Here is a 25,441-nt window from a genome sequence, read left to right as displayed (position 1 = left end):
CACCCCAACTCACCAGCCCACCGGAGGAACCCTGTGGCCGACTCCTGCCCTCCCCTCAACCCCAAGGCCAACCCCAAGGCCAACCCCAAGACCTACGACCACTACGACACCGTCAGCTACACCTCGTACCCCCGCAACATCCCCCTCGCCCGCAGACACGTCGCCCAACTCGCCGTCGACTGGGGCCATCCCGACCTCGCGCATGATGTAGCCCTCCTGGCCAGCGAGTTGTGCACGAACGCCTTACTGCACGGCTGCCTCAGGGACCGCCTGTTCCGCGTCGAAACGTCCCTCACCGGCACCGCCCTTCGGGTCGCCGTCACCGACCCGAAGGGTGAACGGCTCCCGACCACCCATAACGCCGGCCCCGCCGACCAGTTCGGCCGCGGCCTCCTCCTCATCTGCACGTACGCCGATCGATGGGCGGTCGAACAACTCACCGTGGGCAAGACCGTCTGGGCGGAACTCGACATCCCGAGGAGCGTCGATGCGTAGCGTGCTGAGGCGTCTCGGAAGGTGGCGCGCGGATACCTTGGCCGCACGGCGAAAGGAGATCGACAGAGATCGCCCCACCGATCAGTCACGGCCCCGATGAGTTCCGCCCGGTTAGGGAGTCTGTTCCGGTGAGTGTCGTAGGACGCGCATGACCGACGTCGTACGGCGCTGACCGGCCCGAGACACCACGGAGGACACCATGACGCCCACGCCGGACGACCCGACCACCACGCTGCCCGGCCGCCCGCCCGTGGTCGACCAGTCCACCTGGCAGGCCGCCCGTGACGAGCTGCTGGTCCGCGAGAAGGCGCACACACGTGAGGGCGACGCCATCGCCGCGGCCCGTCGTCGGCTGCCGATGGTGGAGTTCGACGGGACCGTGGAGGTCGTCGGAGCCGACGGGCCGGTACCGTTCCTGGAGCTGTTCCAGGGGCGTGACGAGCTCGTGGTCTATCAGCACATGTGGTACGACGGCGCGCCGCACCAGGGGCAGTGCGAGGGCTGCACCACCACGGCCTGGCACCTGAAGGACGCCGTCTATCTCAACGCCCGTGGAGTGTCGTTCGCCGTCCTGACCACGGGGCCCTGGGACGAGGTGGCCGCCTACGTCGAGTTCATGGGCTACACCCAGCCCTGGTACTCGGTGCGCGGCGTGGACGCGCCCGTCGGCGGCGAGATGGGGTACCTCGCCTGCTTCCTGCGCGACGGCGACCGCGCTTTTCTCACTTACTCCACGACCGGCCGTGGCAACGAGCGGGTCAACGGATCCCTCGGCCTGCTCGACATGACGCCCTACGGCCGGGGCGAGGCATGGGAGGACAATCCGGAGGGTTGGCCCGAGGACTGGCCCCAGGGAGGCAGCCCGTGCTGGTCCTGGCGGTCGGACGCGGATGGGAACGCCACCTGGGGCCCGACCAGCCGCCCCGTGCCGCAGTGGACCCGCCCCGGCGCGACCCCCGTCACGACCCTCGGCCGGCACGGCCACCACCATTGACGCGCCCTGACCTGTGGGTTGCTGGGCGAGAGGGCTCCCGCGCCCGCGCGGCCCGGCGGAGCCGCTCGTATCGATCACCCATGCGCCCCCTGAGAGTCTCCTGTGCGTTTCTCAGGAAAATCACAGGTTGCAGAAAGCGTGTTCTCAGAGGACCCAGACAAAGTTTCCAGCATGACCACGACCTCGCCCCAGGGGCGCACCGAACTGCTGAGGCCGGACGGGAGCCCCGTCCGAGTGCTTGTGGTGGACGACGAGCTGTCGATCACCGAACTTCTGTCGATGGCCCTTCGCTATGAGGGCTGGCAGATCCGGAGCGCGGGGGACGGCCAGGGTGCCGTCCAGACCGCGCGTGAGTTCCGGCCCGACGCCGTCGTCCTGGACATGATGCTGCCGGACATGGACGGGCTGACCGTCCTCGGGCGGCTGCGGCGGGATCTGCCGGACGTGCCGGTGCTGTTCCTGACGGCCAAGGACGCCGTGGAGGACCGTATCGCCGGGCTCACCGCGGGCGGGGACGACTACGTCACCAAGCCGTTCAGCCTGGAGGAGGTCGTCGCCCGGCTGCGCGGGCTCATCCGGCGTTCCGGTGCCGCCGACCGGCGGTCGGACTCCGTGCTGGTCGTCGGGGACCTGACGCTCGACGAGGACAGCCACGAGGTCTCGCGGGCCGGGGAGAACATCCACCTCACCGCCACCGAGTTCGAGCTGCTGCGCTTCCTGATGCGCAACCCGCGGCGCGTGCTCAGCAAGGCCCAGATACTCGACCGCGTGTGGTCGTACGACTTCGGCGGGCAGGCCAACGTCGTCGAGCTGTACATCTCCTACCTGCGCCGGAAGATCGACGCCGGTCGTGAGCCGATGATCCACACCCGGCGTGGTGCCGGTTACCTGATCAAGCCCGCGGCGTCATGAGCGGGCGACGACGACCGCGTACGCAGAAGAGACGAGCGGGTCAGCCGCGCACCCTGCGGGCGCGGCTCGTCGTCGCGTCGGTCCTGCTGATCGCCGTGGTCGCCGCGGTGATCGGCACGGTGACCACGCTCGCCCTGCGGTCCCATCTGTACGAGCAGCTGGACAACCGGCTGCGCGAGGTCAGCGGGCGGGCCGCGGAGGGCTTCGGTGTGCCTCCCGGGGGCAACCCCAATACGACGGGCACGACCGAGAAGCCGGACCAGAACTTCACCCTCGATCAGTTCGTCACGCGCGGACCCGACTCGAAGAACATGGTCGCCGCCAAGGTCCAGAAGGGCGTCATCACCGAGGCCAAGGTCAGCGAGAAGTCGTCCGACACCACCGACTTCAGCGGCATGAAGGCCGTCGACCTGACCGAGGCCCAGATCGAAGCGCTCAACGAGGTCACCCAGGACAGAGGAGAGCACACGGTCGAGCTCCCGGGCCTCGGCGACTACCGCGTCACGTACCGAAGCGGCGACAACGGCAGCTACTACGTCGCGATCCCGACCACGGACGCCGACAACACGCTCAGCACCCTCATCCTGATCGAGGCCAGCGTCACCGCCGCCGCCCTGGTGGCCGCCGGCATCGCCGGCACCGTCATAGTCGGCGTCGCCACCCGCCCCCTGCGCCGAGTCGCCGCCACCGCCACCCGCGTCTCCGAACTCCCCCTCCACACCGGCGAGGTCAACCTCAGCGAGCGCGTCCCCGAGTCCGAGACCGACCCGCACACCGAGGTCGGCCGGGTCGGTGCCGCGTTGAACCGGATGCTGGACCACGTCCACGCCGCCCTGCACTCCCGCCAGCAGAGCGAGATGCGGGTGCGGCAGTTCGTGGCCGACGCCAGTCATGAGCTGCGTACGCCTCTCGCCTCCATCCGGGGGTACGCCGAGCTGACCAGACGCGGCAGAGAAGAGGTCGGGCCCGACACCCGGCACGCGCTCGGCCGTATCGAGTCCGAGGCGGGCCGGATGACGCTGCTCGTGGAGGATCTGCTGCTGCTCGCCCGGCTCGACGCCGGACGTCCGCTCCAGTTCGAGCAGACCGACCTGATCCCGCTCGTCGTGGACACCATCAGCGACGCCCGCGCGGCCGGCATGGACCACAACTGGCGCCTCGACCTGCCGGACGAGCCCGCGCTCGTGTCGGCGGACGCGGCCCGGCTGCAACAGGTGCTGGTCAATCTTCTCGGCAATGCCCGCAACCACACCCCACCCGGGACCACGGTCACCGCCCGTGTCCAGCGGCGGGGTCCATGGATGTGCGTGGACGTCGAGGACAACGGCCAGGGCATCCCCGCCGAGCTGCTCCCGCACGTCTTCGAACGGTTCGCGCGCGGCGACTCCTCGCGCTCGCGTGCCTCCGGCTCGACCGGCCTCGGCCTGGCGATCGTGCAGGCCGTGGCGACCGCGCACGGCGGCGCCGTGACCGTCGACAGCGTGCCCGGACGCACCGTCTTCACGGTGCATCTGCCGGCGCTGCCCGCGCAGCCGAGCCCTGAAATGAGCTGGCAACAGCACTCACAGGCACAGCACAGCGTCACCACATCGGTGGAACAGGGCGCCTGACAAAAGTCGGTGTCATGCGAACCGACTCTTCTCCCGGCACCCTGCCGGCGCGGGAGCACCTCCCGGCCGGCGACGCCGGTACGCCTGTCCTGGACGTAGTGATCCCCGTCTACAACGAGGAGAAGGACCTCCAGCCGTGTGTGCTGAGACTGCATGATCACCTCAAGCGCACCTTCCCGTACGCGTTCCGCATCACGATCGCGGACAACGCGTCGACGGACACCACCCCCCAGGTGGCGTCGCGGCTGGAGGCGGAGATACCGGAGGTCAAGTCCTTCCGGCTGGAGCAGAAGGGCCGCGGCCGGGCGCTGCGGACCGTATGGTCCGCCTCGGACTCCCCGGTCCTCGCCTACATGGACGTGGACCTGTCCACCGACCTCAACGCCCTGCTGCCGCTGGTGGCGCCGCTGATCTCCGGTCACTCGGACCTCGCGATCGGCTCCCGGCTGGCCCGCACCTCCCGCGTCGTACGCGGGCCCAAGCGGGAGTTCATCAGCCGCGCCTACAACCTCATCCTGCGCGGCTCGCTCCAGGCCCGCTTCTCCGACGCCCAGTGCGGCTTCAAGGCCATACGGCGCGATGTCGCGCAGGTGCTCCTGCCCCTCGTCGAGGACACCGGCTGGTTCTTCGACACGGAGATGCTGGTGCTCGCCGAGCGCGCGGGGCTGCGCATCCACGAGGTGCCGGTCGACTGGGTCGACGACCCCGACTCCACGGTCCACATCGTGAAGACGGCGACCGACGACCTCAAGGGTGTCTGGCGGGTCGGCAAGGCGCTGGCCGGCGGTTCGCTCCCGCTGGACCGGCTCACCCGCCCCTTCGGCGACGACCCGCGCGACCGCGAGATCAAGGACGTACCCAAGGGCCTGGCCCGCCAGCTCGTCGGCTTCTGTGTCGTCGGCGGCCTGTCGACCCTCTTCTACCTCCTCCTCTACAGCGGCTTCCGGCTCTTCACCGGTTCGCAGATCGCCAACGCGCTCGCCCTGCTGGTCTCCGCGATCGCCAACACGGCGGCCAACCGGCGCCTGACCTTCGGGGTGCGCGGCCGTAGCGGCGCCGTACGGCACCAGGCGCAGGGCCTGGTCGTCTTCGGTATCGGCCTCGCCCTGACCAGCGGCTCGCTCGCCGCCCTGAACGCGGCCAGCAGCGACCCCGCGCACTCCACCGAACTGGCCGTCCTCATCGCCGCCAACCTCGCCGCGACGGTGCTGCGCTTCCTGCTCTTCCGGGCGTGGGTGTTCCCGGACCACGGCGACGGCGACTCCGGCTCGACGGTGGTCGCCTCGCACCACCCGTCCCACGCCCCGGCCCCCCACGCGTCCTCGCGGACCTACTCCACGGTCTCCGCCGCGCCCTCCGGCCACCACGGCCCGCTCCCGCAGCGCCCGGTGGCACAGCGCGCGCCCCAGTACACGTACGAAACCGCTCAGTTCCGCGCCGGTGAAGCCGCGGACGGCACCTGGCGGGACGCCACCATGCAGCTGCAGCCGGTGCGCCCGCACGACACCGACTCGAGGGACTCCCGATGACGACCCACTACGACCAGACCGCGCAGGACAGAGAGGCGAAACCCGACACCTGGGACCGCCCGCCGACACCCCCACCCGCCGCTCCGGTTCCCGACGCCGGTGAACCCAGGCAGCCCTTCGTACGGCGGCTGTGGCGCGGACGCTTCGAGGACCCGCGCTGGGCCCGCCCGGCCTTCCTCGGCCTCCTCCTCACCACGCTCCTGCTCTACCTCTACAACCTGAGCGCCTCCGGCTACGCCAACTCCTTCTACTCGGCGGCCGTCCAGGCCGGCAGCCAGTCCTGGAAGGCCTTCTTCTTCGGCTCGCTGGACGCGGCCAACGCCATCACCGTCGACAAGCCCCCGGCTTCCCTGTGGCCGATGGCCCTGTCGGTGCGGCTGTTCGGCCTGCACTCGTGGGCGATCCTCCTGCCCGAGGTCCTGATGGGCGTCGGCACGGTCGCCGTCGTATACGCCTCCGTACGCCGCCGGTTCAGCCCCGCGGCCGGTCTGATCGCGGGCGCGGTGCTCGCGCTCACCCCCGTCGTGGCGCTGATGTTCCGGTTCAACAACCCGGACGCGATGCTGGCCCTGCTGATGGCCGTGGCCTGCTACTTCGTCATCCGGGGCCTGGAGGACGGCCGTACCAAGTGGCTCGTGTGGGCCGGTGTCGCGATCGGCTTCGCCTTCCTCGCCAAGACCCTGCAGGCCTTCCTGATCCTGCCGCCGCTCGCCCTCGTCCACGGCGTCTGCGCCCCGGGGTCGGTGAAGAAGAGGATCGGTCAGCTCGCCGCCGGCCTCGCCGCGATCGTCGTCTCCGGCGGCTGGTGGGTCGCGATCGTCGAGCTGTGGCCCGCCTCCTCCCGCCCGTACATCGGCGGCTCGCAGAACAACTCCTTCCTTGAGCTGACCTTCGGCTACAACGGCCTCGGCCGGCTCAACGGCGAGGAGACGGGGAGCGTCGGTGGTGGCGGCGGTGGCGGCGGCAACTGGGGCGAGACCGGCTGGGACCGCCTGTTCAGCTCCAGCATCGGCGGCCAGATCTCCTGGCTGATCCCGGCCGCGCTGATCCTGCTGATCGCGGGCCTGGTGGCCACGCTCCCCCACTCTCGAATGCGCTCGAGCGGGGGGACCCCCATGGCCCGCCGTACGTCGGTGACGCGCGGTTCGTTCCTGGTGTGGGGCGGCGCGCTGATCACGACCATGCTGGTCTTCAGCTACATGCAGGGCATCTTCCACGAGTACTACACCGTGGCCCTCGCCCCCTACATCGCCCCGCTGATCGGCATGGGCGCGGCGCTGCTCTGGGAGAAGCGCGACAAGATGTGGGCGTCGCTGTCCCTGGCTGCCGCGATGACGGCCACCGCGGTCTGGGGCTACGTGCTGCTCAACCGCTCCTCCGACTACCTGCCCTGGCTGAAGTGGGTCGTACTGGTCGGCGGTCTGGTCGCCGCGCTGGGGCTGATCTTCGCCTCGAAGCTGGGACGTCGACTGATCATGGGCGTCGTCGGCCTGGGCCTCACCGCCGCACTGGCCGGTCCGGCCGCGTACACCCTCACCACGCTGAACGAGGGCCACACCGGCTCGATCGTCACCGCGGGCCCCGCGGTCTCGGGCGGCCGTGGCGGCCCGGGTGGCGGTGGCGGCATGGGCGGCGGTCCCGGTGGGGGCGGCATGCCCGGCCAGAACCAGCAGAACGGCAACGGCAACACCCAGGGCCAGAACCAGCAGAACGGCAACGGCTTCCCCGGCGGCGGCAACGGCGGCTTCGGCGGCGGCATGCCCGGCCAGAACAGCCGGCAGGGCCAGCAGAACGGCAACGGCTCCACCCAGAACCAGCAGGGCGGCATGCCCGGCGGTGGCCGGACGGGCGAAGGCGGCATGGGCGGCGGTGGCGGCATGGGCGGTCTGCTCAACGGCGCCAGCGTCAGCGACGAGGCCAAGAAGCTGCTGGAGACCGACGCCGACGACTACACCTGGGCCGCCGCGGCCATCGGCGCCCAGAACGCCGCGAGCTACCAGCTCTCCACCGGCGCCCCGGTCATGGCGATCGGCGGCTTCAACGGCACCGACCCGTCCCCGACGCTGGCGCAGTTCAAGGAGTACGTGGCGGACGGCAAGATCCACTACTTCATCTCCAGCGGCTCCGGCGGCGGCATGGGCGGCAGCAGCAGCGGTACGTCCTCGCAGATCAGCTCGTGGGTCGAGGCCAACTTCAAGAAGGTGACGGTCGGTTCGGCCACCTTCTACGACCTCACGCAGAAGGCGAGCAGCTGACGTAGGCCTGGAGGCTGGACGAGGAAGGGCGGCGACCGCTTGGTCGCCGCCCTTCCGGCTGTCCCGGCCCGGCCCCGCTGTCCACGGCCGGAAAGCGCGTTGTACAGCGTATGGGAACTGTTCTACGGTGTACGGCATGACCGCTCCCGCCTCCGTCACCGTCTCCCAGGGCCATCCCCAGCGCTGGCTGATACTCGGCGTCATCTGTCTCGCCCAGCTCACCGTGCTGCTCGACAACACGATCCTGAACGTGGCGATCCCCTCGCTGACCAGCGAACTCGGCGCCGCCACCTCGGACATCCAGTGGATGATCAACGCGTACTCGCTGGTGCAGTCGGGACTCCTGCTCACCGCGGGCAGCGCGGCCGACCGCTACGGCCGCAAGAAGATGCTGGCCGCCGGACTGGTGCTGTTCGGCGTGGGCTCGCTGGTGGCGGGCCTCGCGGAGTCCAGCGGCCAGCTGATCGCGGCGCGGGCCGGGATGGGCGTCGGCGGGGCCTTGCTGATGACCACCACGCTCGCCGTGGCCATGCAGATCTTCTCGCCCGAGGAGCAGCCGAAGGCGATCGGCATCTGGGCGGCGGTCAACTCGCTGGGCTTCGCGGCCGGCCCTCTCCTCGGCGGCTTCATGCTGAACCACTTCTGGTGGGGCGCGATCTTCCTCATCAACCTGCCGGTCGCCGCGCTCGCCCTGGTCGCGGTCGTGATCCTGGTCCCCGAGTCGAAGGCTGTGCCTTCCCGGGGGACAACCCCCGGACCCCCGGTGCAGGGCGACCGCCCCGACCTGCTCGGCGCCCTGCTCTCCACGATCGGGATGTCCTCCCTGGTCTTCGCGATCATCTCCGGACCCGAGCACGGCTGGACGTCCGGCCGGGTGCTGGCGTCGGCGGCCGTCGCGGTCGTGGTGCTGGGCGGCTTCGCGTACTGGGAGAGCCGGATCCCGTATCCCATGCTCGACATGCACTTCTTCACGAACCGCCGTTTCACGGGAGCGGTGGCCGGGGCGGTGCTGATCACCTTCGGGATGGGCGGATCGCTCTTCCTGCTCACCCAGCACATGCAGTTCGTGCTCGGCTACGGCCCGCTGGAGGCGGGGCTGCGCACGGCGCCGCTCGCGTTGATGATCGTGGCCCTGAACTTCACCGGTCTGTCGGCCAAGTGGTCGGGCAGACTCGGGACCCCCGTCTCCATAGGGCTGGGCATGACGGCGATGTCCGCCGGCCTCGTCTCGATCGCGACGCTCACCGAGCACGGGTACCCGGGCACGCTGCTGGGCCTGGTGCTGATCGGCGCGGGCGCCGCGATCGCCAGCCCGGCCATGGCACACGCGATCATGAGCTCGATTCCGCCGGAGAAGGCCGGGGTCGGCGCGGGCATCAACGGCACGGTGACGGAGTTCGGGCAGGGACTGGGCGTCGCGGTGCTCGGGGCCGTACTCAACTCGCGGTTCGCGGCGTTGATTTCGGTGGCGGCGGTGTCTCTGCCTGCGGCGTTGGCGGAGGCGGGGTCGGACGCGGAACGGGCGCGGATCACGGAGGCTTTCGCCTCCGGGCTGGAGACCAGTCAGTTGGTGGGGGCGGGGGCGGTTCTGGCCGGAGGGCTGGTCGCGGCCGCGTTGTTGCGGCGGGCGGAGAGGGCGGACGAGCCCGCGATGGCAGCCTGAGGGCGGCGGGGCAAAGGCCCCGCCGCCCTCAGGCTGCTCAGATCCAGCCGCGTTCCCGGGCCAGGAGGGCGGCCTGGAAACGGTTGGAGGCGCCCAGGCGGCGCATGAGGCCCGCGACGTGTTTGCGGTAGGTGCGCACCGCTATGCCCAGGTCGCGGGCGCCGATCTCGTCCTTGTCCGCCCGGCACAGGGACTGGAGGATCTTGTACTCCAGGCCGCTGAGGCCCTGGTCGTCCGTGAGTTCGGTGCTCTCCTCCAACGGGAACTCCTGGGCCTGGACCCACATGCGTTCGAACAGGGAGAGCAGAGCGGCGACCAGCCCCGGTTCCCGGGTCAGGACGGCACCCCGCGCGGTGTCGAACGGGTCGATGGGGGTCAGCGCCGCGGACCGGTCGCAGATGATCATGCGTTCCAGAGGGGTGTGAGAGATACGGATCTCGGCACCCTTCGAGGTCAGTTCGCGGGCGTACCGCAAGGTGGTCGAGCAGTCCAGGGCCGCCTCGCCCAGCAGCGTGCGCATGTGCACACCTCTGCGCAGGATGCGTTCGTCGAGGGGGCGTGCGTGCGCGATTCCCTCTTCCGAGATCACGCCCTTCGGGTTCGTGGTCAGGGACTCGGTCCAGGTGAAGAACGTCAGTTCGTCGATGGCGGCACGCACCGCCTCCAGCCCCTCGATATGCCGAATGGTTTCGCCGGGCGTCATGAGCTGACCGGTACCGTGGGCCTCCTGCTCGGCCATCAGGGAGGCAACGACACCGCTCGCCGCCACGGCCTCCTCCACTTCGTGCCGCAGCCGTTCGGTCTCCGCCGTGATCAGGCCCTCCACCGCCTTGGCCGGGGAAACGGGACGGAGCAGGCCGCCCGCCGTCTCCCGCACCAGGCCGAGCTCGGTCAGCCGCTTGCACACCTCATCCACGTCGCGGCCCTCGGCCGCCGGATGGGCGGCGAGATCCCTTCGGTCGAGCCGGCCCCTGCGCAGCAGCAGGCGGTAGAGCTCCTCGTCCCCCACCGCCACTCCCAGCAGCTCTAGGCCGGCCTTGGACTCGGCTGCCTCCCACGGCATGGTGTCCTCCCCCGTTCTCGCGTGACGGCTGTGTCACGTGTATGGACAACTGCGTCGACCGCTGGTCGGACGACCGACGGATCTCAGCCTAAGGGGAGCGTTCCGGTCTGCACCGGTCCGCGCATACGGCCGAGGCCGTCCGGCCCGTACGCATGCCTTTGAGCCACAAGTGGTACCCGCGGATGCAGGAACATGTACGCACCTGCGCTCGATCTCGTGCCCCGGCGGCAGCAAAGTGGACTCCGCAAGCTCACAAGGCATCGCGAAACACAGGGGGAAACTCATGATCCGTCCGGCCCGCACATCCAGAACTGCCAGGTGCGTCCGGGGCGGCGCCGGCTCTCTGGTCGGCGCCGTACTCCTCACCCTCGCCGGAGTCTGCGCCGGGACCGGCACGAGCACGGCACATGCGGAGGCGCATCACACCTGGCCCGCCGCCTTCGCGGACGGCAACGTCCCGGACCGTCTTCTCACAGACGTGGGCACGGCCGTCCGCGGGGTGACCGAAGCGGTGGCCCCCGATGGCGATTTCCACGACTGGGGATGACGAGAGGCCAGCGGGCCGGTGGGACCGTGGTCCGCCGCGGTCCCACCGATGCGCCGTCCCGCCCCGACCTCTTCGAGGAATTCCATGTCATTTCGCCATCGCGTGACGATTCGCGCGACCGCCGACGCCTCAGCGGCCGGAGCGGCCCCGGAGGCCGCAGCCGTACGGCTCGTCTCCCTGCTCCCCGCGACCTGGGAGGTATCCGGCATCCACTGCTCCGAGGGCACTGCGGCGCTGTCGCTGCTGCTGCCGGGCGACGTCACCCCGCAGGACGCCACAGCGAGGATCGCCGACGTGCTGGGGCATCCGGCGTTCAGGGGCTGGATCAGGTCCGACAGCGGCTGAGGCCATGACCACGGCACCGGCGAGAAGGCGCGGTATGACGCGGTATGACGCGGTATGACGGGACGTACGTACGACGGCGCGAGAGACGCTGCAGCAGACGCTTGAAACGTTGCAGACGACGAGGGACACGGGGGAGACACGGACATGCTCTTCAGAGTGCTCGGTCCGGTTCAGATCCGGGCGAACGTTCAGATACGGTCGAAAAAGCCGGTCCCTGGGGACGGGCACGAGGACAGACGCACCGACAGGCATCTCGAGATCCGCTCACCCGTCCGGCGCGCCGTGCTCACCGCCCTTCTGCTGCGGGGCGGCCGACCGGTGGGGACCGATGAACTGACCGATCTGCTGTGGGACGAACCGCCCGCCTCGGCCACGGCGAACATCCGCAGCCATCTCACCGGACTGCGCCGCGACCTGGAGTCGGCCGACTCCGGCCTGAGCAGCCGACTCACCACCTATCGCGGATGCCAGAGCGGCTACGCCCTCCAGGTGTCCCCCGACGAGGTCGACGTGTCCCGGTTCACCCTGGCCGCACGGCACGGGCGTGCCCTGCTCAGACGCGGCGAGGCCGAGGTCGCCGTGGACGTGCTGGAGGACGCCCTGTCCCTGTGGCGCGGCTCGCTGGGGCAGGACCCGCCGCGCACCCGGTGGTTCGACGCCCACATCGCCGGCCTGGACAACGCGCGCTACGACGCCTGCCAGGACCTCTTCACCGCGTGCATCCTCACCGACCGGACGGACATGCTCGCCTACCGGATCGAGGCCACCCTCGCCGAGGCTCCGTACCGTCAGCGCCTGTGGGAGCTGCTGACCGCGGTGCACTGTGTGCACGGGGATGCCGTCGGCGCCCTGAACGTCATCGACCGGTGCCGGGTACTGTTCGCGGACGATCTCGGGCTCGACCTGCCGCCGGGCATCGAGGCGCTGCGTGCCGCAGCCCTGAGCTGGGACCGGGAGAAGGCCCGTCGCCTCGTCTCCGACTCCGCGCTTCTCGCCGAGCCCCGCCCGGTGGCGGCGTACCCGTGACAGTCCCTTGAAGAACTCGAAGAACGAGAAGAACACGAAGCGCCTGGACATGGTGAACGACACGAACAGCCGGGAGCGCCGCTCCCGCTCCGGGATCCGGCTACGGCTCACCGGCCTCGCCCTGATGGAACTGGTCAACATCCCGCTCCAGGCGGCCATCTGGTTCGCCGTCATCGGTGTGCCGGTGACGGCCGGCAACGCCCTGGGGTTCGCGCTGTGCGCCGTCCTCCTCGTGGAGGGCGCCGCCTACTGGATGGCCAAGCTGCGCCAACTCGCCACGGGCAGCGCAGTGTTGCCGGGCGCGCGGGCCTTCGCCGCCGCCCGCTGGATCAACGTGCCGTTGCTGGCTGCCGGAGTGCTGCTCACGGCCTGGTACGCGAGCGGCACACCGGGCAGCGTGCCCGGTGTGCTCTTCGCGCTCTTCGCCGTGCTGGAGCATGTGAACTACTTCCACACCCAGCTGATGTACGACACCCGGGAGGACCGGCGCTACCGCCGCGAGCACGGTCTGCGCCGCGCGCACCTGGCCCGTGACCTGGCCCGCGCGGCACAGCTCAGGCGTCGCGCCGCCGGAGTGCGAGGTACCCCGCCGCCACGGACGCGGCGGTCCACGCCATGAGGACGGCCATGCCGGTCCACGCGTTGAGGACGGTGGTGTCCGGCGGCTCCCGCAGCAGGACGAGCCCGCCCGCCACGTCGGGCAGGAACTGCGCCGCGGTCCGCACGCCGGGCAGGTTGCTGAGGATCGTCGACAGCATGGAGAACAGCGGCAGCAGGATGCTGAGGGTGACCGCCGGGCTGCGCAGCACCGTCGCGAGGCCCATGGCGAAGACGCTCAGCAGTGTGGTGTAGAGCACCGCGCCGATCAGCGCACGCAGCACGCCGTCGTCGGTGAGCGCCACCCGTCCCGGACCGCCCAGCAGGGCCTGCGTGGCGGCGAAACCGGCGGCCACCACCGGCACGGACACCGCACCGGCCGTCAGCGCGCCGGTGAGCAGCTTCGCCGCGTAGAAGACCCCGCGCCGGGGAACCGCCGCGAAGGAGCCGCGGATCGTCCCGGAGGTGAACTCGCCGCTCACGGCCAGCACACCGAAGACCACCAGCGCCATCATCCCGAGCTGAAGCCCACTGAACCCGTAGGCCAGGGCGTCGAACTCCGCCCTGCGCCGCGCGTCCATGTCCGCGTAACTGCCGCGCAGGGCGTAGCCGGTGAGGAGAGCGACCGTCACGGTCAGGGCCGCGAAGAGGGCCAGGCTCCACCACGTCGAGCGCAGGGTGCGCAGCTTGACCCACTCGAAGGCCATCGCCGCCCGGAGCTGTCCCGCTCGCGGCCGGGTCTGGGTACGGACCTCAGGGCCCGCCTGCGCCATCACCGCGTCCGCCATGTCACCGCACCTCCTGCCGTGCGCCCCGCACATCCGTTGCGGGGTGGTCGGCCCGGAACTCCACCGAGCCCGCTGTCAGTTGCATGAAGGCCTCCTCCAGGGACGCCGACCGGGCGCCGATCTCGTACACGGTCAGCCGGTTCTGGGCCGCCAGGTCGCCCACTCGCTCCGGTGTCGCGCCGGTGGCTTCCAGGACGCCGTCGGGGCCGTCGAGGACGCTGACGCCGTCGGCGGCGAGAACATCGCGCATCCGCTCCGGCTCCGGCGTACGGATCAGCACGTACGAGCGGGCGTACCGGCCGATGAAGTCGTCGACGGAGGTGTCGGCCAGCAGCCGTCCCTGCCCGATCACGATGAGGTGGTCCGCGGTCAGGGCCATCTCGCTCATCAGATGGCTGGAGACGAAGACCGTGCGGCCCTCACCCGCCAGTCGCTTCATCAACGCGCGGATCCACAGGACCCCTTCGGGGTCGAGGCCGTTGACCGGCTCGTCGAGCAGCAGCACGTCGGGGTCGCCCAGCAGGGCCGCCGCCACGCCGAGCCGCTGAGCCATGCCCAGCGAGAAGCCTCCGGCCCGTCGGCGGGCGACCTCGGTGAGTCCGACGGTCTCGAGCACCTCGCCGACCCGCCGCTCCGGGATGTCATTGCTCCGGGCCAGGCCGAGCAGGTGCCCGTATGCCGACCGTCCGCCGTGCACGGCCTGGGCGTCCAGCAGCGCTCCGACCTTGGTCAGGGGGCGGGGCCAGGCGTCGTAGGGCCGGCCGTCGATGAGCACACGGCCGGACGTCGGCCGGTCCAGGCCGATCACGGCGCGCATCGTCGTGCTCTTTCCCGCCCCGTTCGGTCCGAGGAAGCCGGTCACCCGGCCCGGTTCGACGCGGAAGGTCAGGTCGTTCACGGCCGCTGTCCTGCCGTGGTGCTTGGTGAGGTTCTGTACATCGATCACGGCTCGTGCGTTCTCCTCGTGGGGTGTTGTGCGGTGGCCGGGACTGTGTGTGGGGGGTCCACGGCACGTCTCCAGCGCGGCCCGTGCTGCGGGCTGTCCTCGATGACGAGGCCGGACTGGTTGAGCTGGTCACGGATGGCGTCCGCGGTGGCCCAGTCCTTGCGGGAGCGGGCCGCCTCGCGCTGGTCGAGGACCATGCGGACCAGGGTGTCGACGACGCCGTGCAGATCGTCGCCGCGGTCCATCTCGCCGGCCCAGTGCGCGTCGAGCGGGTCCAGGCCGAGGACGCCGAGCATGGCCCGCACCTCGGCCAGGCGCGCCACGGCCGCTTCCTTGTCGTCGGCGGCCAGGGCACTGTTGCCCTGCCGGACCGTGGTGTGCACGATCGCCAGCGCCTGCGGGACGCCCAGGTCGTCGTCCATCGCCTCGGCGAACGCGGGCGGCACCTCGGGGGACGGCTCGACGACGCCGGCCTTCTCCACCACGCGCTGGACGAAGCCCTCGATGCGCGCGAACGCCGACTCGGCCTCGCGCAGGGCTTCCTCGCTGTACTCGATCGTGGAGCGGTAATGCGGAGTGCCCAGGTAGTAGCGCAGGACGATGGGGCGCCACCGCTTGACCATCTCGGACACGAGCACGCTGTTGCCGAGCGACTTCGACATCTTCTCGCCGCTCATGGTGACCCAGGCGTTGTGCACCCAGTACCGGGCGAACTCGTCACCGTAGGCCTTGGCCTGGGCGATCTCGTTCTCGTGGTGCGGGAAGATCAGGTCGAGTCCGCCGCCGTGGATGTCGAAGGCGGAGCCCAGGTACTTGTGCGCCATGGCCGAGCACTCCAGGTGCCAGCCGGGGCGCCCGCGTCCCCACGGCGTCTCCCAGTCGGGCTCGCCGGGCTTGGCGGCCTTCCACATCGCGAAGTCACGCGGGTCCCGCTTGCCGGTGATGCCCTCCTCGGCGGGCTGCCGCATCTCGTCGAGGTCCTGCCGGGACAGCTCCAGGTAGGAGGGCCAGGAGCGGACGTCGAAGTAGACGCTGCCGTCCGCCTCGTAGGCGTGTCCACGCTCGATGAGACCGCGCATCATCTCGACCATCTCGGTGATGTGGCCGGTGGCGCGCGGCTCGTAGGTCGGCGGCAGGCAGCCGAGGGCGGTGTAGCCGTCGGTGAAGGCGCGCTCGTTCTCGTAGCCGATGGACCACCAGGGGCGGTTCTGCTGCTCCGCCTTCCAGATGATCTTGTCGTCGATGTCCGTGACGTTCCGGATGAACGTCACCTCATAGCCGCGGTACGCGAACCAGCGGCGCATGATGTCGAAATTGAGACCAGAGCGGATGTGCCCGATGTGCGGCGCGGCCTGCACGGTGGCGCCACAGAGGTAGATCGAGACACAGCCCGGCGTGAGCGGGGTGAAGTCACGGATCTGCCGGGCGCTGGTGTCGTACAGACGAACAGTCATGACCGTGGGCCCCCTTCCGGCGCCGCGTCGAGGATGGCCAGCAGGTCCTGGGCCGCGGCGCGCGGGCCGAGGGTGTTGCCGACCCCGGAGGCGTTGAGGACGACCTCGTCGACGCCGAGCGCGCGGTACTGGGCGAGTCGTTCGTGGATCTCCTGGGGCGTTCCGTAGAGGAAGGCACCGCCGTCCACGAGTTTCACCGCGTCGGTGGGATCGCCGTCGCCGGTCACCGCGATGCCCGCGCGCCGCAGTGCCGCCTGGTAGTGCGGGAACTGGATGTGCGCGCCGCAGGCGGCGTTCACCAGGTCGGACACCTTGCGGCCGGGAGCGGCGAGGGCCACGGGGACGACGGCTGTGACCTTCACCGGCTCGGGCAGGGTGCGCTCCTTGGCCCCGTGCAGGGCGGGCAGCAGCACCTCGTCGAGGTACGCGGCCGGCGCCATCCAGGTGATCGCCACGTCCGCCACCTCACCGGCGAGCTCGGCCATCTTCTCCCGGAGCACACCGAGGCCGATCGACACCGGCGGGCGGTGATAGTCGACCAGCTTCGCCCGTACCCGGAAGTGGTCGCCGGGGACGTCCGCGATCTGCCCGTCGAGCAGGGCGCGCACGATGCCGATGTACTCGCGGCACGCGCCGAGCTGGCTCGCGTACGGCTTTCCGAGGGCGCCCGCCTGCGCGGCGAGCGAGCCGGGGCCGAAGCCCGCGACGACGTCCTGTCCGGTGGCCAGCGCCACGGACCTGGCCTCGATGGCCGCCTGGTACGGGGAGCGGTACGGCATCAGGGAGACGCCGAAGCCGCAGGGCACCCGGATGCCGGCGCCCGCGAGCCAGCCGGCCACCTGGTGGCTGTCGAGGAGCATGCCCTGCCCCTGCCACAGCCGCGCGGCCCCGGCCCACTTCACCAGGTTCGCGAAGGGGATCACCTGCTCGGGCCGGGAGGCGCCGATGGGCAGGAGTATGGAGTGCCGCACCGGGATCAGTCCTTTCCGCGCGGGTCGCTGGTGAACGCCACCGGCACGCCCCACCCGGCACCGGCACCGGCCGTCGTGGCGTGGTGCAGCAGCAGGTCCGTGTGGCCCACACCGGCCCAGCCGAGCATGTAGCCGAGCAGGGAGCTGCGTCCCGCGACACCGGTGCAGAAGCCGTACCGGCGCGCGTGCCGCAGGACCCGCTCCTGGTAGGCGCGCGCCCGGTCCACCAGCGACGGGTCGTCCAGGATGCGGGCGGTGGCGATCAGGGACTGGACGACGCCGCTGCTGCCGTGGCAGACGGACAGGTCGACGGCGCGTCCCTCGGGGAGCCGGGTCGCCTCGTCCACCAGGGCCGTCAGGCGGGCCCCGGACAGCAGGTCGGCGCGCCCGGCCGTGGTCAGGATCTCCGCCGCGGACAGCAGCAGCCCCGCGGCGCCCTTGCACCAGCCGGGCAAGGTGGGCTGTTCGGCCTCGCCGATGCGCCGGGTGAGCCATTCGGCGGACTGGGCCGCGAGGCGGGTGTCGCCCAGCACGCGGCCGATGCGGGAGGCGGCCCAGCGCAGGCCGAGCTCGCCGTGGGCGACGTCGTACCAGGCGGCGGTGCGGGGGGTCGCCAGGTGGTCGAGGGTGTGGTCGCGCAGCCGGGTGAGGTACTTGTCGCCGTCGCCGTCCGCCGAGAGTTCGCCTCGCTCCATGCGCGACAGCAGCACCATGAGCGGGCCGGCGGGGCCGTTGCCCAGGTCGGTGTCGAGGGTGCCCGCTGCGGCCCGTTCGGCGATCCGGTCCAGAGTCTGGGCCGACCAGTCGGCGTCCGTCCGGTCCGACCGTGCGAGCAGCAGCGAGGAGGCGCCGGTGAACACCGACTCGGGGGTCTGCATCAGGCCCTCGCCGTATGCGGCGAGCAGCGTGCTCAGGCCCCGGTCGGCCGCGCGGGCGACCTCGTGCAGGCCGTCGTCGAGGCGGGCGGCGGCCCGCAGGAACGTGACGATGCCGCCGGAGTCGTGGAAGGAGACGTAGTGGCCGGGGGTGAGGGTGGTGGTGCCCCGGTCGGGTCCGATGCCGCACACCCAGCCGAGCTCCGGGCCGTCGGGGGTGTCGTGGGACACGCCGACGTCTGCGATGCCGCGGGCGATGCCGCGCCACCAGGTGCCCGGACCGGGCGCGTCACGCAGGGCCGGTGCGAACACGCCGGTCGCGGAGAGCCCGGCGGGGGAGGCCTCGTCGTGCAGTTCGGCGAAGCACTCCTCCAGCAGGAAGTGGTGGTAGGCGTCGGAGCGGCGGGCGTTGAGGGTGACCCCGCGCCGCGCGTTGTCCAGCGGCGAGGTCCGATAGACGTCCGGGAAGCGGGCGGTGAGGGTGGCCAGCTCGGTGGAGTCGCCGCGGGAGATGAAGTACGGGACGTTCCCGGTGCGCAGTGACGCGCGCTCCTCGTCGGCCACGAACGCGGCGCCCCGCGTGGACAGGTAGTCCGGGAACCTGCCCAGCAGGCCGAACAGCCGCTCCTCGTCCTCGGGCCGGCCCAGGTACTTCGGGTGGGTCGAGGCGTCGATGAACCTGCCGTAGACCATGGTCGAGCGCACCAGGAAGCGCACCGGCATGTCCGGGTAGCTGTCGAGAACCTTGCTGATCGTGTCCGAGCGGACGAAGGCGAGGGCGTCGGTGCTGCCCGCCAGGATGTCGGGGAAGTGGTCCGTCGCCGACAGGGCCGTGTCGCCGATCCGGGGCACGTTGCCGCCGTGGCGGTAGGTGAACGGCTCGCGGCCGACGGATATCCGGTCGGTGCCGTTGTCCCGGATCACCGAGCGGGTCATGCTCGACGGCTGCTCGTCGGCGATGCCGACGCCCGCCATCAGGACGTCGATGGGTGAGGTCGGGTTCACCATCGGCACGAGCATGGTCGAGGCGGCCGACAGCTTCATCTGATTCAGCAGGACGTGCGGCAGCGAGTCGTTGTCGACGCCGGCGTCGGGCCGGACCATGGTCTCGGTGTCGATGACGCACGGGTGCTCGCCGCAGGCCAGCAGGTTCTCGTCGTGCAGGTCCGAGGCGCCGATCGCGCCGAAGATCGTGCACAGGGCGCCGAACCGGTAGAAGTACCGGGCCGCCTGGTCCGCGCCCGACATGGGCTCGGGGCGCACGAACTGCTGCCAGCCATGGGAGCCGACGGTCACGGACGTGGGCAGGCAGTCGCGCAGCGAGTGCTTCAGGTGCGGCTCGGCGGCGGCGTACAGATCGCGCACGAAGGCGTCGGCGACCAGGGCGCGCGGCTTGTAGACCAGCCGCGTGCCGTCGGACAGGCTGACCCCGACCACTTGGCGGTTGCCGTTGTGCAGGTCGGACCCGGTGAGGAACAGCCCGGTCAGGCGCGGGAGCGGACCTGCCGTCGGGTCCGGCAGCAGGCCCGCGGCGGTGAGCGCCGCGCGGTCGGTGCCGAACGCGGTGAACAACTCCTCGTACGCGTCGAGGGAGTTGGCGAGCATCGTGTCCAGACGCTCGCGCAGCACCGGGTAGGTGTCGAGGACACGTCGGCATACGGCGGGGTCCTCCAGGTGCCGGCCGAAGCGTCCGAGCGCCTCGTCGCTGTCGGCGCTCATCGGCAGCCCGCGCTCCTCGCGGAACGCGTGGAACTCACCGATCAGCGCGCGGAACGCCTGGGACTCCACCGTGCCGATCAGTCCCTCCCAGACCTGGTCGAGCACCGTGTCGAGGTGCTCCGGACCCGTCAGCGGGGCGATCAGGTCGCGCAGCGCGGACTCCACGCCGCGGCGCGGGGAGAGATGGCGGTAGAAGGGCAGGAAGGCGGGGATCGCCACATGCGGCTGGGTCATGCCCGCTCCCCTCCCGCCAGGGAGGCGACGGCCAGGGCGTCGTCGCGCGGTCCGCTCTCCGCTCCGGTCTCCCGGTCGGCCCCGTGGCCCGGCTCCGGCTTCTCCGCGTACAGGTCCGCGTACACAGACCCTCCGTTCAACAGCTCGGTGTGGCTTCCGTGTTCGACGATCCGGCCGTCGTCGAAGACGTAGATGTGGTCCGCCGACCGGATCGTCGCCAGGCGGTGGGCGATGATGATCTGGGTCGCGCCGATGTCCTCGATGAGGTCGGCGACCCGGCGTTCGTTGACGGTGTCCAGGGAGGCGGTCGCCTCGTCGAGGACGAGGATCGAGGGCCGCTGGAGCAGCGCGCGGACGATCGCGAGCCGCTGGCGCTGTCCGCCGGAGAAGTTCGCCCCCAACTCGGACACCAGGGTCTTGAGCCCCATCGGCAGGTCGTTCAGGAAGTCGAGGATGCCGACGCTCGCGCAGTACTCGCGTACCGTCTCCTCCGGGATGTCCTGACCCATCGTCAGGTTCTCCAGGATGGTGCGGTTGTGCAGATGCACTTCCTGGGGGATGTAGCCGATGGTCCGCCGCAGCGCGTCGCGGTCGTACTCGGACGCGTCACGGCCGCCGAACCGCACCGTGCCCACAGTCGGTTCGTACAGTCCGCAGATGACCCGTCCGAGCGTGCTCTTGCCCGAGCCGGAGGCGCCGACGAGCGCGACCCGCGCGCCGGCCGGGATGTCCATCGACACGTCCCGCACGACGAAGTCGCTGTGCCTGGTGTACTGGAAGCTGACGCCGTGCAGGCTGATCGACGTGGCGGGGAGCTCCTTCAGCGGCCCGCCGGCCGGCTCCGGCGGCGTCCTCGTGATGTCGTTCAGCCGCGCCATGTAACGCGACGCCTCGCTGAACTCGGTGTACGTCTGGAAGACCGAGGTCGACAGCGCGAAGTACGTGCCCGCCACCGCCTGAACGGCGATGGCACCGCCCAGGGAGATCTGCCCGCGGCCGACGAAGTACAGGCTGCACAGCAGCAGCACGACCGGGCCGAACATCTGCGTGGCGGTGGCGACCCCCGCGATCCGGCCCTGCTGGAGCCGCATCCGGGCCTTCATCGCCTCCAGCGAGGAGCCGTACACCTTGCTCCAGCTCTCGACGAACTCGTCAGCGTAGCCGCCCATCTTGATCGTCGGGATCGACACGATGGCGTCCAGCTGGGTGGACTGGCTCCTGCTGAGCTGGCTCAGCTCCGCGTCGACGGTCTCCAGCACACGGACGCGTGTCTTGACGAGGTAGGCCGCGTTCAGACCGAACAGCGCCAGCGCGATCAGGGCCAGCCGCCACTCGACGACGAACAGGTACCCGGTCACACACAGCAGGGTGCCGACGTCCAGCACGCCCTGCGCCACGCGTGAGGACAGCAGGTCCCGGATCGCGTTCACGCTGTTGAGCCGGAAGAGCAGCTCGCCGGGCTGGCGCGTGGTGAAGAACTTGTACGGCAGCGAGAGCAGCCTGGTGAACGTGTGCGTCATCAGGTGCCGGCCCAGCAGGGCGACCACCGATGACAGCACGGCCACCCGGACGAGCTGCAGCAGGAAGTACCCGGCCGCCACGCCCCCGATGATCAGCAGGACCAGTAGGAGGTCGGTCAGGCCCTGCCAGCGCGCGTACCGGTCCACCGCCCACTCGGTGAGCATGGGGATGCCCAGCACCGCCGCGTAGCCGCCGAGGGAGAGCAGCGCCACCAGCGCGATGCGTTTGCGGGAGCCCTGCGCGAACAGCGGCATCGCCCGCCAGTCGGCGAGCGGACTGCGGCGGCTGCGTTCGAAGTCCGGTCCCACTTCCGCGGTCAGTACGACACCGCTGTAACCGGCTTCCAGCTCCGCGCGGGTCAGTCGGCGCCGCCCCACGGCCGGGTCCATCACGACCGCGTGGCGGCCGTCGAACCGCTCCAGTACGACGAAGTGGTAGTCCTCCCAGTAGAGGATGACCGGCGCGGTGAAGTGCTCCAGCGCCTCGACGCCCTTGGAGCGATACAGCTTGGCGTCCATGCCGCGCGAGCGCAGGAACCGTGCCAGCTGTCCGGCACTCAACCCGTCGCGGCCGGCCTCCATGTCGGCGCGGGCACTGGAGACGTCCTCGTCCCGCCCGTAGTACCGCAGCAGGGCGACGCAGCAGCACAGCCCGCACTCGGTCTGCGACATCTGAGTGAGCGTCGGCATGCGGCGCGCGTGTCCGCGCCGGCTGGTGACTCGCATGGTTACCGGCCCTCCACGGTGAGCGTGACGGGGGAGACCCGCACAGTGGGGTCGAGGCGGTGGACGAGGTGCATGACGACACCGGCCCAGCCGACCATCAGGCTGCTGGTGTGGGCGTAGCGGCTGCGGTTGTCGGCGAGCTTGCGCTCGAAGACCTCCGGCCGCAGCCACCTGTCCTCGACCGCCGAGCGCGCCTCGGACAGGGCGGGGTCCTGCGTCCGCGCGGCCAGGGCGGTGAGCGCGTCGTGGTTGCCGAGATCGCCGTGGCACCAGGTCAGGTTCCGGCCGAAGCCGTGCCGCAGCAGGTTGCCGACGGCCACGTCCCGCTTGCGGGCCGCGTCCGGGTCGCCGGACAGCTCGGCGTACGCGTCCAGCGCGAGCGAGATCCCTGTCGCGCCGTGGCACCAGCCGGTCGAGAACGACGTCGGCGTGGCCACGTTGGAGAACCAGTTGTTCTCGGCCCGGTCGAAGAAGCCGTCCAGCCGGCCCGCCAGATACGCGGCGGCGGACTCGACGACGGGACGCCCGTCGGCCGGCAGCAGCGAGTGCGCACGGCACAGCACATGCAGCAGCCCGGCGATGCCGTGGGCGTAACCGGACTGCTCCAGCGCGGCACGGGCCGGGCCGGACGGCTCCCGGCCGTCGAGGGGCAGCCCGGCGGTGAGCAGCGACGTCAGTTCCGCCACGGCCTGCCCACCGTGCTCGCCGCCGATCTCCGCGACGCAGGACAGCACGCCCGCCACACCCGATATGACGTCCAGCGGCAGTTCGGCCCGCGGAAGCGCCCGCAGCTGGCCGAGCACGAGCGGCACGGCCCCCTGTGCGGCGCTCACCCAGTCGTCGCGGTCCAGCAGCCGGCCGGCCGCGGTCAGCGCGAACAGGATTCCGGCCATGCCCGTGTACCCGGCGAACCCCGCCTGCTGGATGCTCCGTTTCTCGTACCGTTCACGGGCCAGGATGTCCGCCGTGGTCGAGAAGATCTGCGTGGCCAGCTCCCGGTAGTCGTCCCGGCCCAGGACACGGCCCGCTGCGGCCAGGGCGAGGGCCGGTCCGACGCGGCCGGTGTACAGGTCGTAGCCGAGCACGGCCGGCGGCCAGGGCCGGCCGACCTGGGCGGAGGCGAGCGGTCCGATCCAGGTGCGGGGCAGATGCGCGTACCTGTCCGGCAGGCACGAGGCGATGAGCCGGTCGCACAGGCGGGCCGCGAGTGCGGCGGCCGTGCCGTCGGCGCACGGGTCGGATCCCGCGCCCGGCGCCGTGCGGGTCCCTTCGGTGTCGGGGGCGGCGGGGAGGGCGGCGGCCAGATGGTTGTCGGGGAAGCGGCAGGCGAACGCCGAGTGGATCAGCCGCAGTTGCTCCTGCAGATCGAACTCGGTCATCGCCCGCACCTTGGCCAGGGCCCGCTCCAGCGGTGACTCCGGGAAGGAGGCCACCTCGGCGCCGTCGCCGTCCTGCAGGACGACGCCGGTGCTCGCCACGGTGAAGTAGGGGATGTCACGCTCGGCGAGCTGTCGCATCTCGGAGCGGACGATCTGGCGGTCCGAGGTCTTGCTGGGGATCGCGACGCGCTTCAGCAGTGCCGCGTACACGTCGTGATCGGCCAGCGCGCGGGCACCCGACGTCATCCGCATCGTCTGCGCGTACAGGACGGTCGGGTTGTGCACATACCGCACCCGCACATCGGTGACCGTCTCGCGCAGCAGGCCGGCGAAGGTCTCCCGGTCCGCGAGGAGCGCACGGAAGACCCGGGTGAAGCCGGCCGTCATCCGCTCGCCGAGGGCGTGGACCTCGTCCTCGGCGAGGGTGCTGACGACGGTACGGCGCGGCTGCGCCTCCTGCTCCCGCAGCACCAGGCGGACCCGGTCGGTGAACGGCTCCTCGAACTGCACGGCCCTGAACGGGGAGTTGCCCTGCCCCTGGTCGCCGAGAAACCCGAGGTCGACATGGCCTGCGGTGGCCTTCTTGCCGACCATGACCAGCGGCAGGATCCCGATGCCGTAGACCGACTGCCCGATCGTCTCGAAGGCGTTGCCCGGCGCCTCGGGGGTCGGTCCCCGGTGGATGCGGGCCGGGTGCAGGATGGTCTCGAGGTCGATCGGGACGGGGCCGCGCCGGGTGGGGACGATGTTCTCGAAGTGCATGTCCCGGGCGTTGAGCAGGTACAGCACGGCGGCCAGTTCGCCACTGGCCTCCATGAAGTCCCCGGACAGGTCGGAGACGTCCTCGGTGTCGATGAACTCGACGTATCCGTACCCGTCGCGCTTCAGTACGGCCGCGGCGGCGAGGCAGGTGCCGAGGCGGCGGTTCAGCTCCCCGGCCAGCGTCTCGTACGCCGCCTCGCAGGACACGTCGCGCGGCTTGTAGACCAGGTGCTTGCCGGAAGCGAAGCGCACCACGGACACGCTGCGCCCGTGGTGGTGCGTGTCTCCCTCGGAGAGCCCCAGGGAGACGATCCGGTCGGTCTCGGCGATGCCGAACGCGGCGGCGATCGCCCTCCGGTCGGTGCCGAGGCGACGGCACATCTCCATCATGCTGTCGGCCTCGTTGTGCAGGATCGTGGGAATGACGCCGCGCAGGACGGGGAAGTCGAGGCCGCCGGCCTCGGCGATGGAGGTGCGCGTCGCCCGCTCGACGAAGCACGCGTAGCGCTCGGCCGGGTCGGTGCCCGCCAGCAGCCCCTTCTCGCGCGCGTGGTTGACGGCCGCGACCAGGGCCCTGGTGCAGGTCTCCCGCAGCCGGGACTCGGCCCGCCCGAGAATCTGGTGCAGCGCGGCACGCGGATCGTCGAAGAGGTCCCAGACGGCGGGGGAGTCGAGGAAGGAGGAGATCGGTTCGCGCTCCGCCAGGGCGGCGGCCATCGTCCTGACGACACGCTGGAACGGATAGTCCTCGCTGCGGTCGGCCCATTCCGCGGCGGCCGCCCGGGCCTCGCCGGCCGAAGCGGCCTTGTGGGGACCACCTTTGTGTACGGCGGAGAGAATTTCCCGGTCGAACTCGGCAAGCGGAGAGATGGTCTCTTCGATTTCGACGCTGTCGAACTCCGGATAGTACAGGGCTGGAGATATCACGTCTGTTGCTCCAATGTCGCGCGATGCCCTCGACGCCAAAGAGACTGGCCGCAGCCGAGAGAGCGGTCGGACTGGACGGAATGGGGGAACCTGACCCGCCCCCC

Annotated in this window: 18 protein-coding genes and 1 pseudogene; 11 read left to right on the top strand and 8 right to left on the bottom strand. The window is 70.9% G+C overall.

Annotation, left to right across the window (positions count from 1 at the left end; all coding sequences use genetic code 11):
* Positions 1-33 precede the first annotated feature (33 nt).
* The 7 genes from ACIREI_RS38695 to ACIREI_RS38665 all read left to right on the top strand — a co-directional run bounded on the left by ACIREI_RS38695 (position 34) and on the right by ACIREI_RS38665 (position 9,458).
* Positions 34-495 carry an ATP-binding protein gene (locus ACIREI_RS38695; RefSeq protein ID WP_403343481.1) on the top strand — a complete coding sequence of 154 codons (462 nt, stop codon included), beginning with the start codon at positions 34-36 and terminating at the stop codon, positions 493-495.
* Positions 496-694: 199 nt separating this feature from the next.
* Positions 695-1,489, top strand: a complete 795-nt coding sequence (locus ACIREI_RS38690; protein WP_403343478.1) for a DUF899 domain-containing protein — start codon at positions 695-697, stop codon at positions 1,487-1,489.
* Between the two features lie 171 nt (positions 1,490-1,660).
* On the top strand, positions 1,661-2,401 hold the full coding sequence (locus ACIREI_RS38685; protein WP_390766943.1) for a response regulator transcription factor: 741 nt from the start codon (positions 1,661-1,663) through the stop codon (positions 2,399-2,401).
* Positions 2,398-4,011: an ATP-binding protein gene (locus tag ACIREI_RS38680; RefSeq protein WP_403343476.1), complete on the top strand. Its 1,614-nt coding sequence runs from the start codon at positions 2,398-2,400 to the stop codon at positions 4,009-4,011. The genes ACIREI_RS38685 and ACIREI_RS38680 overlap by 4 nt, the downstream gene beginning before the upstream one ends.
* 14 nt (positions 4,012-4,025) lie before the next feature.
* Entirely contained in the window at positions 4,026-5,540 is a 1,515-nt protein-coding gene (locus tag ACIREI_RS38675) for a glycosyltransferase (protein WP_403343473.1), read from the top strand.
* Positions 5,537-7,795 carry an ArnT family glycosyltransferase gene (locus ACIREI_RS38670; RefSeq protein ID WP_403343470.1) on the top strand — a complete coding sequence of 753 codons (2,259 nt, stop codon included), beginning with the start codon at positions 5,537-5,539 and terminating at the stop codon, positions 7,793-7,795. Before ACIREI_RS38675 ends, ACIREI_RS38670 begins: the two co-directional genes overlap by 4 nt.
* A 136-nt stretch (positions 7,796-7,931) precedes the next feature.
* Positions 7,932-9,458 (top strand): MFS transporter, encoded by a 1,527-nt coding sequence (locus tag ACIREI_RS38665; RefSeq protein WP_403343468.1) that lies wholly within the window; start codon positions 7,932-7,934, stop codon positions 9,456-9,458.
* Between the two features lie 37 nt (positions 9,459-9,495).
* Here ACIREI_RS38665 and ACIREI_RS38660 read toward each other — a convergent pair whose 3' ends face one another.
* Positions 9,496-10,521 carry a helix-turn-helix transcriptional regulator gene (locus ACIREI_RS38660; protein ID WP_403343465.1) on the bottom strand — a complete coding sequence of 342 codons (1,026 nt, stop codon included), beginning with the start codon at positions 10,519-10,521 and terminating at the stop codon, positions 9,496-9,498.
* A gap of 283 nt (positions 10,522-10,804) precedes the next feature.
* Between ACIREI_RS38660 and ACIREI_RS38655 the strand changes: the two genes are divergently transcribed.
* From ACIREI_RS38655 to ACIREI_RS38640, 4 genes are all read left to right on the top strand, one after another.
* Entirely contained in the window at positions 10,805-11,068 is a 264-nt protein-coding gene (locus tag ACIREI_RS38655) for a hypothetical protein (RefSeq protein WP_403343462.1), read from the top strand.
* A gap of 102 nt (positions 11,069-11,170) precedes the next feature.
* On the top strand, positions 11,171-11,413 hold the full coding sequence (locus ACIREI_RS38650; protein ID WP_403343459.1) for a hypothetical protein: 243 nt from the start codon (positions 11,171-11,173) through the stop codon (positions 11,411-11,413).
* Positions 11,414-11,557: 144 nt separating this feature from the next.
* Entirely contained in the window at positions 11,558-12,439 is an 882-nt protein-coding gene (locus ACIREI_RS38645) for a BTAD domain-containing putative transcriptional regulator (protein ID WP_403343457.1), read from the top strand.
* Positions 12,440-12,446: 7 nt separating this feature from the next.
* Positions 12,447-13,058, top strand: a complete 612-nt coding sequence (locus tag ACIREI_RS38640; protein WP_403343454.1) for a multidrug transporter — start codon at positions 12,447-12,449, stop codon at positions 13,056-13,058.
* On the opposite strand, the gene ACIREI_RS38635 is transcribed toward ACIREI_RS38640, so the two are convergent.
* The 7 genes and pseudogenes from ACIREI_RS38635 to ACIREI_RS38605 all read right to left on the bottom strand — a co-directional run bounded on the left by ACIREI_RS38635 (position 12,994) and on the right by ACIREI_RS38605 (position 25,337).
* Positions 12,994-13,824, bottom strand: a complete 831-nt coding sequence (locus ACIREI_RS38635) for an ABC transporter permease subunit (RefSeq protein WP_403343452.1) — start codon at positions 13,822-13,824, stop codon at positions 12,994-12,996. The genes ACIREI_RS38640 and ACIREI_RS38635 overlap by 65 nt on opposite strands.
* A 1-nt stretch (position 13,825) precedes the next feature.
* On the bottom strand, positions 13,826-14,770 hold the full coding sequence (locus ACIREI_RS38630) for an ATP-binding cassette domain-containing protein (RefSeq protein WP_403343449.1): 945 nt from the start codon (positions 14,768-14,770) through the stop codon (positions 13,826-13,828).
* A gap of 71 nt (positions 14,771-14,841) precedes the next feature.
* A pseudogene (cysS, locus tag ACIREI_RS38625) lies at positions 14,842-16,224 on the bottom strand (cysteine--tRNA ligase); the annotation flags it as partial.
* Positions 16,221-17,195: an LLM class flavin-dependent oxidoreductase gene (locus ACIREI_RS38620; protein ID WP_403343446.1), complete on the bottom strand. Its 975-nt coding sequence runs from the start codon at positions 17,193-17,195 to the stop codon at positions 16,221-16,223. The gene ACIREI_RS38620 and the pseudogene cysS, both read right to left, overlap by 4 nt.
* A 5-nt stretch (positions 17,196-17,200) precedes the next feature.
* Positions 17,201-20,023, bottom strand: coding sequence for a type 2 lanthipeptide synthetase LanM (gene lanM / locus ACIREI_RS38615; RefSeq protein ID WP_403343444.1), 2,823 nt, complete (start codon positions 20,021-20,023; stop codon positions 17,201-17,203).
* A complete protein-coding gene (locus ACIREI_RS38610) occupies positions 20,020-22,233 on the bottom strand; it encodes a peptidase domain-containing ABC transporter (RefSeq protein WP_403343572.1) in 2,214 nt (737 codons plus the stop codon). Before ACIREI_RS38610 ends, lanM begins: the two co-directional genes overlap by 4 nt.
* Before the next feature lie 38 nt (positions 22,234-22,271).
* Positions 22,272-25,337, bottom strand: coding sequence for a type 2 lanthipeptide synthetase LanM family protein (locus ACIREI_RS38605; RefSeq protein WP_403343441.1), 3,066 nt, complete (start codon positions 25,335-25,337; stop codon positions 22,272-22,274).
* Positions 25,338-25,441: the final 104 nt, after the last annotated feature.

It is taken from the genome of Streptomyces sp. NPDC093591 (assembly GCF_044764885.1).
Lineage (GTDB): Bacteria > Actinomycetota > Actinomycetes > Streptomycetales > Streptomycetaceae > Streptomyces.
Note: the sequence above shows the minus strand (reverse complement) of the source record. Positions and strands in the feature narration are given on the sequence as shown.

Coding starts and splice junctions, on each gene's coding strand:
- ACIREI_RS38655 (WP_403343462.1), top strand. CDS start 10,805: ATGATCCGTCCGGCCCGCACATCCAGAACTGCCAGGTGCGTCCGGGGC.
- ACIREI_RS38675 (WP_403343473.1), top strand. CDS start 4,026: ATGCGAACCGACTCTTCTCCCGGCACCCTGCCGGCGCGGGAGCACCTC.
- ACIREI_RS38635 (WP_403343452.1), bottom strand. CDS start 13,824: ATGGCGGACGCGGTGATGGCGCAGGCGGGCCCTGAGGTCCGTACCCAG.
- ACIREI_RS38660 (WP_403343465.1), bottom strand. CDS start 10,521: ATGCCGTGGGAGGCAGCCGAGTCCAAGGCCGGCCTAGAGCTGCTGGGA.
- ACIREI_RS38645 (WP_403343457.1), top strand. CDS start 11,558: ATGCTCTTCAGAGTGCTCGGTCCGGTTCAGATCCGGGCGAACGTTCAG.
- ACIREI_RS38690 (WP_403343478.1), top strand. CDS start 695: ATGACGCCCACGCCGGACGACCCGACCACCACGCTGCCCGGCCGCCCG.
- ACIREI_RS38610 (WP_403343572.1), bottom strand. CDS start 22,233: ATGCCGACGCTCACTCAGATGTCGCAGACCGAGTGCGGGCTGTGCTGC.
- ACIREI_RS38670 (WP_403343470.1), top strand. CDS start 5,537: ATGACGACCCACTACGACCAGACCGCGCAGGACAGAGAGGCGAAACCC.
- ACIREI_RS38680 (WP_403343476.1), top strand. CDS start 2,398: ATGAGCGGGCGACGACGACCGCGTACGCAGAAGAGACGAGCGGGTCAG.
- lanM (WP_403343444.1), bottom strand. CDS start 20,023: ATGACCCAGCCGCATGTGGCGATCCCCGCCTTCCTGCCCTTCTACCGC.
- ACIREI_RS38665 (WP_403343468.1), top strand. CDS start 7,932: ATGACCGCTCCCGCCTCCGTCACCGTCTCCCAGGGCCATCCCCAGCGC.
- ACIREI_RS38685 (WP_390766943.1), top strand. CDS start 1,661: ATGACCACGACCTCGCCCCAGGGGCGCACCGAACTGCTGAGGCCGGAC.